This is a genomic window from Dietzia sp. HMSC21D01 (genome assembly GCF_001815995.1).
In the GTDB taxonomy this organism is placed as follows: domain Bacteria; phylum Actinomycetota; class Actinomycetes; order Mycobacteriales; family Mycobacteriaceae; genus Dietzia; species Dietzia cinnamea.
In genome coordinates, this window is record NZ_KV823981.1 from 1 (window position 1) to 9,477 (window position 9,477).

At 68.8% G+C, this 9,477-nt stretch carries 11 protein-coding genes and 1 pseudogene; 2 read left to right on the forward strand and 10 right to left on the reverse strand.

The genetic code is table 11. From position 1 onward, the window contains the following. Nucleotides 1–33: 33 nt before the first annotated feature. The 5 genes from HMPREF3086_RS11525 to HMPREF3086_RS11545 are packed head-to-tail and all read right to left on the reverse strand — an operon-like array spanning nt 34 to nt 3,862. Nucleotides 34–678, reverse strand: coding sequence for a DNA-3-methyladenine glycosylase I (locus HMPREF3086_RS11525; RefSeq protein ID WP_070721986.1), 645 nt, complete (start codon nt 676–678; stop codon nt 34–36). Between the two features lie 60 nt (nt 679–738). Continuing rightward, the gene (locus HMPREF3086_RS11530) at nt 739–1,434 is read right to left on the reverse strand and encodes a hypothetical protein (protein ID WP_070721977.1); all 696 of its coding nucleotides are present in this window, start codon (nt 1,432–1,434) and stop codon (nt 739–741) included. 9 nt (nt 1,435–1,443) lie between these two features. Beyond that, complete coding sequence (locus HMPREF3086_RS11535; RefSeq protein ID WP_070721979.1) at nt 1,444–2,184, reverse strand: trimeric intracellular cation channel family protein; 741 nt, start codon at nt 2,182–2,184, stop codon at nt 1,444–1,446. Nucleotides 2,185–2,192: 8 nt separating this feature from the next. Next, nucleotides 2,193–2,759, reverse strand: a complete 567-nt coding sequence (locus tag HMPREF3086_RS11540; RefSeq protein WP_061229998.1) for a GtrA family protein — start codon at nt 2,757–2,759, stop codon at nt 2,193–2,195. 32 nt (nt 2,760–2,791) lie between these two features. Next, nucleotides 2,792–3,862 carry a glutathione S-transferase family protein gene (locus HMPREF3086_RS11545; protein ID WP_061916128.1) on the reverse strand — a complete coding sequence of 357 codons (1,071 nt, stop codon included), beginning with the start codon at nt 3,860–3,862 and terminating at the stop codon, nt 2,792–2,794. Between the two features lie 121 nt (nt 3,863–3,983). Here HMPREF3086_RS11545 and HMPREF3086_RS11550 point away from each other — a divergent pair, with 121 nt between their 5' ends. Next, nucleotides 3,984–5,003, forward strand: a complete 1,020-nt coding sequence (locus HMPREF3086_RS11550; RefSeq protein WP_061916130.1) for a DUF2332 domain-containing protein — start codon at nt 3,984–3,986, stop codon at nt 5,001–5,003. Between the two features lie 12 nt (nt 5,004–5,015). On the opposite strand, the gene HMPREF3086_RS11555 is transcribed toward HMPREF3086_RS11550, so the two are convergent. The 4 genes from HMPREF3086_RS11555 to ectA form a co-directional block, all read right to left on the reverse strand. After that, nucleotides 5,016–5,849: a PIG-L family deacetylase gene (locus HMPREF3086_RS11555; protein ID WP_070721982.1), complete on the reverse strand. Its 834-nt coding sequence runs from the start codon at nt 5,847–5,849 to the stop codon at nt 5,016–5,018. Between the two features lie 341 nt (nt 5,850–6,190). Next, nucleotides 6,191–6,613: an ectoine synthase gene (locus HMPREF3086_RS11560; RefSeq protein ID WP_061230002.1), complete on the reverse strand. Its 423-nt coding sequence runs from the start codon at nt 6,611–6,613 to the stop codon at nt 6,191–6,193. Between the two features lie 56 nt (nt 6,614–6,669). Continuing rightward, complete coding sequence (ectB, locus tag HMPREF3086_RS11565; RefSeq protein ID WP_061230003.1) at nt 6,670–7,965, reverse strand: diaminobutyrate--2-oxoglutarate transaminase; 1,296 nt, start codon at nt 7,963–7,965, stop codon at nt 6,670–6,672. A gap of 68 nt (nt 7,966–8,033) precedes the next feature. Next, nucleotides 8,034–8,546: a diaminobutyrate acetyltransferase gene (gene ectA, locus HMPREF3086_RS11570; RefSeq protein ID WP_070721984.1), complete on the reverse strand. Its 513-nt coding sequence runs from the start codon at nt 8,544–8,546 to the stop codon at nt 8,034–8,036. 98 nt (nt 8,547–8,644) lie between these two features. Here ectA and HMPREF3086_RS19915 point away from each other — a divergent pair, with 98 nt between their 5' ends. Further along, on the forward strand, nt 8,645–8,899 hold the full coding sequence (locus HMPREF3086_RS19915; protein WP_311200731.1) for a pyridoxamine 5'-phosphate oxidase family protein: 255 nt from the start codon (nt 8,645–8,647) through the stop codon (nt 8,897–8,899). A 314-nt stretch (nt 8,900–9,213) separates the two neighbouring features. Here HMPREF3086_RS19915 and HMPREF3086_RS18095 read toward each other — a convergent pair. Next, nucleotides 9,214–9,477, reverse strand: a pseudogene (locus HMPREF3086_RS18095) (HNH endonuclease); the annotation flags it as partial.

Genomic DNA, 9,477 nt, shown 5'->3' on the forward strand with positions numbered 1-9,477 from the left:
CGGCGTGACCCGGGTCGGGGCGCCGCTGCCGGGTCAGCCCGCGCCCGGCAGCGGAGCCCAGACCCCCGACGTGCCGCGGCGGTGCGAGTCCATCAGGTGCGTGTCCACCACTCCGATGGCCTCCATGAGGGCGAAGACCGTCACCGGTCCGACAAAACTGAACCCCCGTCTCTTGAGCTCCTTGGCGAGCGCCTCCGACTCCGGCGACCGGGTCGGCACCTCGTTCATGGTCCGCGGCTCGGGTGTCGCCTCCGGCCGGTAGGACCACACGAGCTCCACCAGGCCGCCGTCGGATCGCAGGGCGACCACGGCGCGCGCGTTGGCGACGGCCGCGTCGATCTTGCGGCGATTGCGCACGATCCGCGCGTCGGCCATGAGCCGCGCGACGTCCTCTTCCCCGAAGGCCGCCACGGCGTCCGGGTCGAACCCGGCGAACGCCTCGCGGAACGCGGGCCGTTTGCGCAGGATCGTCACCCAGCTCAGCCCGGACTGGAACCCCTCGAGGACCAGCCGCTCGTACAGACCCGCCTCGTCCCGGACCGGCATGCCCCACTCGGTGTCGTAGTACTCCCGCAGCAGCGGGTCCCGCGCCGCCCACGGGGGCCGCCTCAGCCCGTCCTCGCACAGCACGGAGCCGGAAGGCGCGGTCGTGGTGATCTGCACGTCGTCGATCTGCATGTCGTCTCCCTCGTCGGTCGGACCACCGGCGATGGTGGTCGCCGTCACCCTAGGGCCGGACTACGACAGCACCCCGGTGAGCTGGACGATGCGGACGACGGCCAGCACGGTCAGCGCCACGCCCACGACCAGGGTGAGTACCCGCCCGGCCACGCGGCCGTAGGACAGGAACCGGTCGATGCGACGAGTCGCCGCACCGATGCTGCCCGACGGCACCCGCGACAGCGCGATGATCAGCCCGGTGCTGGGCAGGATCGCGATGACCGCGAAGAACAGGATCTGCAGCAGCTTGGACCACCACGGGGTCTCGGCGAACGAGATGAGCACCATGCCCGCCGCGAACGGCGCGGACGTCCCCGACTGGATGACGCCGAGCGCGATGCCGGTGGCCATGATCCCGAACTTCTGCAGGACGTTTTGGGTGAGCGGGGCCTCGACGCTCTCCTCCTTGGCCTCCGCGGGCCGGCGCAGTCCCATGACGGTGATGACCAGGCCGATCACGCCCAGGGCGATCATCGCCCACAGGTTGTAGAACAGGCTCCGGACGAACTCCTGGTTGTTGCCGATCACCCACACGGAGATCAGCGAGAGCAGCACGATCCCGCAGAACGCACCCCCGGTGAACCGCGCCGCTCGCGGCGTGAACGGGATGCCGCGGCCGGCCGATGTCAGCCACAGCCCCGCGATGACGGCGAAGGCCAGGAGATTGAGCGAATCGATCGCCGCGAAACCCAGCAGGCTGAGGTAGTACTGCACCGGGTCACCCTACCGGCGGCCGAGCTCGTCGTCGTCGTACTCATCGTCGCGGAGGCCGTCGTCCCTCTCGCCGCGCGGTCGGCCGAACACCGACCGCTCCCGGCGCCGCAACACGTCCAGGTCCCGCACGGTCCAGGTGCGCACGGGCGCCGGCACGCGCCACTGTCGGGCCCACGCGACCATCCGGAAGGCGAACACCAGCACCGACAGCACGGTCGCCGATACCGGCCCCCACACCTCGGTGGACACGGCGACGGCCGTGAGCGCGGCGCCGGTCGCCGCGGGGATCACGTACAGGTTCGACCCGCTGAACACGGCCGGGATCTCGTTGGCCACCACGTCGCGCATCAACCCGCCACCGACCGCGGTGACCACGCCGAGCAGCAGCGCCGAGGCCACCGGCATGCCGTGATCCAGCGCGCGCGCCGTGCCGAACGTGCAGAACAGCCCCAGGCCGGCGGCGTCGCACGCCACGATGAGCGTCTGCACCCGGTGGATGACCGAGCCCAGCAGATACACCACCACGACGGCGACCAGTGGCGGAACGAGGTACACGGGCTTGTCCAGCGCGAGCGGCGTGACGCCCAGCATGACGTCGCGGATGATGCCCCCGCCGAGCCCCGCGAGCAGGCCCAGGATGAACCCACCGGTGATGTCGATGTCCTTGCGCGCGGCCAGCAGGTTGCCCGACAGGGCGAAGAAGAACACGCCCATCAGGTCGAACCACAGGACCAGCGGCGACGTCTCCACGGTCGGTCCTAGACCACCGCGTTCGCGGTCGAGCGTGCGTGGTGTCGGTTACGCACCGCGCGGAACGTCCAGAGCTTGTTGACGACGAAGTTGATCGGCATCGTGATGAGGATCGTCAGCAGCTGACTCCAGTACTCCCGGGAGTGGATCCCGGCCTCCTCGTGCCACCACGGCTCCGGCAGGTAGAGCGGGCTGGTGGGGTTGGTGAACGCGAGCTTGATGAAGATGCCCGCGGCCGCCGCCACCGACCCCACCACCAGGAACGGCCAGAACTCCTGCCACGCCGGCGCCTTGTGTCCCTTACCGAACGTCCAGTGCCGGTTGAGCAGGAAGTTGTAGAAGTTGGCCACCAGGAACGCCACGATCCACACCAACGTGGTGAACCGGAAGTTGAACTCCGTGCCCGCGATGGGGAACAGGATCTCCTGCGCGTTGGCCGTGCCGCCGTTGGCCTTGTTCATCAAGACCGTGACGATCATGTTGACGACCATGCCCGAGCCGCCCACGATTCCGAACATGACGAACTGCCGGGCGCCGCGACGATAGCGACCGAGTTCGGCGGGGGCTGGGTTCACAGGCGACCAGTCTAGGCCCTCTCCCGGGGACGTCAGGCCGCGCCGTGTCCCTCCGGCACCCTCTCGGACGGATCGGTGATCGGCCCGGGCGCGGTCCCGTCGCCGAACGGGCGACCGCCCAGCTCCTCGCGGTGGTGCGGGGTGAGCAGGCCGGACAGGTCCGGCCCCTTGGGGATGACGCCGGTGGGGTTCACGTCCCGGTGCACGTTGTAGTAGTGCGCCTTGATCTGGGGGAAGTCGCACGTGTCGCCGAAGCCGGGGGTCTGGAACAGGTCGCGGAGGTAACCCCACAGCGCAGGCATCTCGCTGATCTTGGACCGGTTGGCCTTGAAATGGCCGTGGTAGACCGCGTCGAAGCGGACCAGCGTGGTGAACAGGCGGATGTCGGCGACGGTGATGGAGTCGCCGACGAGGTAGCGGCGGGTGGTCAGGCGCTCCTCGAGGCGGTCCAGCGACGCCCACAGCTCGTCGTAGGCCTCCTCGTAGGCCTCCTGGTCGGCGGCGAACCCGCACCGGTACACGCCGTTGTTCACCGTGGGGTAGATCCACGAGTCGAGTTCGTCGATCTCGTCGCGGTGCTCCTCGGGGTACAGATCGGGCGCGCCCTCGCGGTGGAAGGCCGTCCATTCGGAGATGAAGTCGAAGTTGAGCTTCTGGTACGCGTTGGTCACGACGGACTTGGTGGGCAGGTCCACCAGCGCCGGCACCGTGATGCCGCGCGGATAGTCCGGGATGCGGTTGAAGTAGGCCTCCTGCAGGCGGTGCAGGCCGGTGACGGGATCCCGCTCGTCCGGGTCGAGGTCGAAGACCCAGGAGTTGATGTCGTGCGTGGGGCCGGCCAGGCCCAGGGAGATGGCGTCCTCGAGGCCCATGAGGCGGCGGACGATGATGCTCCGGCTGGCCCACGGGCAGGCTCGGGCGGCCATGAGCCGGTAACGGCCGGCCTCGACCGGCCATCGCATCTCGCCGATCTTCTCGCCGACCGGGTCCGAACCCGCGGGCACGTCCGCCACCACGCGATCGTTGATGTACGTCGCGTCGCGGACGAACTCGCCGTCGGTCGAGGCGTTCTGTGCGGGGGTGAAGTCGGTCGCGGTAGACATGCGGGGCTCCCAGGATTGTCTCAGTTTATTGATGCGTCACCAATCATACCTCCTGCCTACGAGTGAGGCCACCGTTCCCGCGTCGACGGCGTGTCCCGCGTCGGTGTGCGACGCTGATGACATGGACTCCGCGCACGTCGACGACGTCCCCTCCCGCTACTCCGACTTCGCCGAGTACGAGGTCCGCGAACGAACGCCCGTATACCTCTCGTGGGCCCGCGGGATCGCCGGAGACCCGGGGACCGGCGACCTCATCGGTACGCTGCCCCGGATCAAGCGCCAGCCCGCCCTGTTCTTCGCCGCCGCCCGGCACGCCGGGGCCCCCGAGACCGAGGACTACGCGACCTTCCGCGGGTTCGTCCACGACCACTGGGCCGAGATCGAGCGGATCGCGCTCACCCACTCCACCCAGACCAACGAGGCCAAGCGCTGCGCGGTTCTACTGCCGTTCCTTTCCCTCCTGCCCGGCCCGCTCTCCCTGGTGGAGATGGGGGCTTCCGCGGGACTGTGCCTGTACCCGGACCGCTACGCCTACCGATACACGGTCGACGGCGGGAGCACCCACGAGCTGCGACCCGACGGTGCCGGTGACGGTGCCGGGGCCCGCACACCGGTCCTCGACTGCGACCTACGCGACGGCGTGCCCCTGCCGCGCTCGCTGCCCGAGGTCGCCCACCGCGGCGGGGTGGACCTGACGCCGATCGACCCCACCGACCCCGACTCCCGCGCCTGGCTGCACAGCCTCATCTGGCCGGGCCAGCACGACCAGCGGGGGCCGCGCCTGGACGCCGCCCTGGACATCGCGGCCGTCGACCCGCCTCGGATCCTCGCCGGTGACCTCGTCGAGCGGTTGGAGGAGTCCGTGGCCGCCTGCCCGGCCGGTACCACCCCGGTGGTGTTCCACACCGCGGTGCTCGGATACCTCGAGCCACCGGCCCGCGCCGAGTTCGTCCGCCGTGTCACCGAGCTGGGCTGCGTCTGGATCTCGGTCGAGGGCGTGACCCTTCTACCCGACGTCGCCGCGCAGGTCCCCGAGTCGATCCGCCGCCACAAGGGCCTCTTCGTCGTCGCCGTCAACGGACGCCCCCTGGCCACCGCGCACGGCCACGGCGACTGGGTCCGCGCCCTCGACATGCCCTGACCCGCCCGGCGCTCAGTCGAACGGCCACGCGCGGCGCATCGGCTGCTCCGCGCCCGGCTCGATGAGGTACTCGGTACCGAAGGCGACCGCGTAGATCTCCGGCGGCAGCGCCAGCATCGTTCCGATGTCGCTGGTCTGGCTGGCGTGACACTGCATCGCGCGGCGCTTGGTCTCGATCACGTCCTGCGGCAGGTCGATCGCCCACGCGATCTCGGACTCCGGCATCCCCACTGGCTGACCGTCGTCGCCGGTGAGGATCATCGCCCGCAGCTGGTCCGGGTCCAGCTCCGTGCCGCCGACCGCGAGCATGCGCAGGAACTCGGTGGCCTCGGGACTGTCGAGCATGGCGAGCTGGGCGTCACGGTTCGTGGTGGCCTCCAGCAGCCGCGGTCGGCGCGCGGCCAGCTCCACCGCGCGTCGGGCGATGCGGTGGACGGCGATGTGATCGGGGTGACCGTAGTTGCCGTGATCGTCATAGCCGACGAGGACGTCGGCGTCCTCGCGGTCGAGGATCCGCGCCACCCGGGCGGCCGCGTCGTCGATGTCGGCGCGGTGGAGGCAGAGCGGGTCGTCGTTCTGCTCCCAGCCGGTCATCCCCGAATCGCGGTAGCCCAGCCAGTCGTTGCGGGCCACGCCCAGCACGGCCGCCGCGGCCCGCGCCTCCTCGCGCCGGTGTTCGACGAGGTCACCGTCGGGGCCGAGGTGCTCGGGGCGCTCCCCGTGGTCGCCGTCGGTGGCGAACACGGTCACCACCCGGTGCCCCCTGCGGGCAGCCAGGGTCATCATCCCGGCGGTCTGCGAGGTCTCGTCATCGGGATGGGCGTGCAGGAACACTATCGTCGACACCCGGATATTCTGCCCTGGTTCAGCCTCGCCGTGTCGACGCCCGCGCCTCGGAGTGCGGTCGAGAGCTCCCCGGCGTCAGCCTCGGCCCGATCGGTTCGACGCGCACGACCTCGGAGTCGCAGCGGAACAGGTCTCGCAGTGCCGGGTGTCGGCCGCGTCGACGTTCCACAGTCCGCCGACGTCTCCGGCGAGCTCGAAGCCCACCCGATCCCGCCCCGATGATCGCTGGTGGACGGGCATCAATACCTGTTGCTCGTTCCAGCTAGTGCCCCGGAACGAGCAACTCCCCGGCCGGTTTCGCTCGGACTGAACGAAACGGGCCGGGGAGTGCGGCGTGGGGCTTACTTCTCGCGCACCACGGTGCCGTCGTCCTGCAGGCGCAGGAGCGGGTAGATGCCGTTCTCGTCGTGGTTCTCGTCGCCCACGACGGGCGGGTTGAAGACGCAGAGCATCTGCATCTCCTCCTCAACGATGACCTGGTGCTTCTCGTTGCCGTCGAGCAGGTACATCGTGCCCGCCTCGAGCGGGTACTCCTTGCCGTTGGTGAGGTCACGCAGAGTGCCCTTGCCGCGGGTCAGCCAGACGGCCTCGACGTGGTTGGCGTAGTGGAAATCGTTGGTCGTACCGGCGGCGATGGTGGTCTCGTGGAACGAGAACCCGACGCGGTCGTCGGCCAGGACGATGCGCTTGGACTCCCAGTTACCGTTGTTGCCCTTGATGTGGCGGTCGGTATCGGTGATCTCTGCGGTGGTGCGAACGATCATGCGGTGCCTCCTCGTCGAGGGGTTGGTGGTCTGCGGTTCTCAGGCGTACTGCTGGCTCAGCCGTACTGCTGGGCGAGGACGTGGTCGACGGCCTCGTAGCAGATCTCGATGCCGCGGTCGCGCTCTTCATCGGTCAGCGTGAGCGGGGCGAGGAACTTGACGACCTCGTCGCTCGGGCCGGCGGTCTCGACGAGCATCTTGTTGTCGAAGCAACGCGCCATGACCTGCGCCGCGAGCTCGGGGTTCTCGAGGAACGCGATCCCGAACGCCATGCCACGGCCACGCAGTTCGAGCTTGCCCTCGTACTTGTAGACTAGCGGGGAGAAGCGCTCGCGGAGGATGCGGCCGTTCTCGAGCGTGCGGTTCTGCAGCTGGTCGTCGGACCAGTACTTGCGCAGTGCCAGCTCGGCGGTGACGAAGGCCATGTTGTTGCCGCGGAATGTACCGTTGTGCTCGCCCGGGGTCCACTCGTCGAGGTCGCGACGGAAGAGCGTCACGGCCAGCGGCAGGCCGTAGCCGCCGATCGACTTGGACAGGGTGACGATGTCCGGCTTGATGCCCGCGAACTCGAACGAGAAGAACTCGCCGGTACGGCCGCAGCCCATCTGGACGTCGTCGACGATAAGCAGGATGTCGTGGCGGACGCACAGCTCGTTGAGCGCGCGCAGCCACTCGGCGCGTGCGGCGTTGATGCCGCCCTCGCCCTGGACGCACTCGACGATGACGGCAGCCGGGCGGTTCATGCCCGAACCGGAGTCGACGAGGACGCGCTCCATCCACTGGAAGTCCTCGGTGACGCCGCCGAAGTAGTTGTCGTACGGCATCGGCGTGGCGTGCACGAGCGGGATGCCGGCGCCGGCGCGCTTCATCGAGTTACCCGTCACGGAGAGCGACCCGAGGGTCATGCCGTGGAACGAGTTGGTGAAGTTGATGATGGCCTCACGGCCGGTGACCTTACGGGCCAGCTTCAGCGCCGACTCGACGGCGTTGGTGCCCGTCGGCCCGGGGAACATCACCTTGTAGTCCAGGCCGCGCGGCTCGAGGATCTTCTCTGAGAAGGTCTCCAGGAAGGCCCGCTTGGCCACGGTGTACTTGTCGAGCGAGTGGGTGACGCCGTCGCGGGAGATGTACTCCAGCAGCGCGGTCTTCATGTCCTCGTCGTTGTGGCCGTAGTTGAGGGCGCCCGCGCCACCGAAGAAGTCGAGGTACTCGTCTCCGTCGACGGTCCGGAGCGTCGCCCCCTTTGCAGTGTCGAACACCACAGGCCAGTTACGCGAGTAACTACGCACCTCGGATTCGCGATCGTCGAAAATCTCCGTGTTGGTGCTGGTGTCGTGGGTGGGCTCGGTCATTGTCCTGATCACTCCAATGGGGAAGGTGCGGGCGGCGGTTGTGGGCCGGGCGGCCCGCGCGCCCTCGTCTAGGAAATCGTGTAGAGGTCTTCTTGCTCGTGACCCTCTCCGAGCAGCTCGGAGCTCAGGTAGTCCTCGCTGGACAGGGTCATCCCCCTGTCGCGGGCCACGGCGCCGAACGTCCGCTGCGACGCCTCGTTATCCGGGCTGATGGTGGTTCGCAGTCGCACGACGCCGCGTTCGGCCAGCCGGTCTAAGAGACTGTGCAGAAGCCGGGCCGCGAGACCCTTGCCGCGCTGGTCGGCGTCGACGCCGACCTGCCACACGAAGATCGTGTCCGGCTCGGAGGGGCGGATGAACCCGGTGACGAAGCCGACGACCTGACCTTCCACCTCCACCACGACCGAACTCTCGGAGAATTCGGCGCCCCACAGAACGTAGGCGTAGGAGGAGTTGAGGTCGAGGACGCCGCTGTCACGGGCGATCTCCCACATGCGGGTTCCGTCAGCCGCCGTGGGCACACGGAACACCGCGTCGGACGAATCAGGGGTACGGGGTACTTCTCGTTCTCCTGGGTTCATAATCGCTCTCTACCGTAGTGACGCAACCCCGTTGTTGCATCTACCTTCCTCGAGTTGTTACCTGAAACGCCGATGAGTGCGCAGGTGGCCGACGTGGAGTGAGGTCAGTCACCCAGCGCCCGTTCTGGGGGACCCCACGAGCCCGCTTCCGGTGGGGCAATGGGGCGATCGACGACAGGCCGATCACCGATCTCGAGGAGGCCCGCTGCCTCCAACTCTTGGCCCCAGATTCCCTCTGCCGACTCGTCACCGTCACCGGGGGCCGCGCTGAGATCTTCCCCGTCAACCACGCGATGTCGAGGGACGGCAAGATCCTCTTCCGCACCGCGGGGGGAGCAAACTCGCCGGCCTGACCGTGCACCCCGAGGTCCTCTTCGAGGTCGATCACGTGGAGGGCCGTCACGCCTGGTCGGTCGTGGCCCGAGGGTGAGCCCGCAGCCTCGAGAGCTTCGATGAGATCAACCGGCCGAGGAACTCGACCTCAAGCCGTGGATCCCCACGCTGAAGTACATCGTCGTCGAAATCACCCCGGAGCATCTCACCGGCCTCAGCTTCGAATTCGGCAAGGAGCCCGAGCGCTACCAGGGCTGACTCGCGAACTCGCCACCTCGCCTCGCCGCGGCCGGGCTCGTCGGCCCTGGCCGCCGGCGCTGACTACGTCCCCGCCTTAGAAGGGTGGTGGTGGTTGGAGGAGTTCGTCGAGGTGCTCGTGGAGGGCGTGGAGGATGGCTTTTTCCAGGGTGCTGTCGGTGGGTTTGTTGCGTTGCCACCAGCGGCTGGCCGCGGCGGGGTTCACTCGCTCACGCGGGGCCGGGCTCGGTGCCCGGCCTGGGGTCGCATCCGGGTCTGGGGCGGTCTGGGGTGGCGGCGAGGTCGCGTCGGCTGCGTTGTGGGCGGTGGCGCGGGCGCGTTCGCGGGCCAGGCGTTGGGC

Excerpts from the sequence above, each read along its gene's own strand:
- HMPREF3086_RS11525 (WP_070721986.1), bottom strand. The coding sequence starts at position 678 with ATGCAGATCGACGACGTGCAGATCACCACGACCGCGCCTTCCGGCTCC.
- HMPREF3086_RS11545 (WP_061916128.1), bottom strand. The coding sequence starts at position 3,862 with ATGTCTACCGCGACCGACTTCACCCCCGCACAGAACGCCTCGACCGAC.
- HMPREF3086_RS11550 (WP_061916130.1), top strand. The coding sequence starts at position 3,984 with ATGGACTCCGCGCACGTCGACGACGTCCCCTCCCGCTACTCCGACTTC.
- HMPREF3086_RS11560 (WP_061230002.1), bottom strand. The coding sequence starts at position 6,613 with ATGATCGTTCGCACCACCGCAGAGATCACCGATACCGACCGCCACATC.
- ectB (WP_061230003.1), bottom strand. The coding sequence starts at position 7,965 with ATGACCGAGCCCACCCACGACACCAGCACCAACACGGAGATTTTCGAC.
- ectA (WP_070721984.1), bottom strand. The coding sequence starts at position 8,546 with ATGAACCCAGGAGAACGAGAAGTACCCCGTACCCCTGATTCGTCCGAC.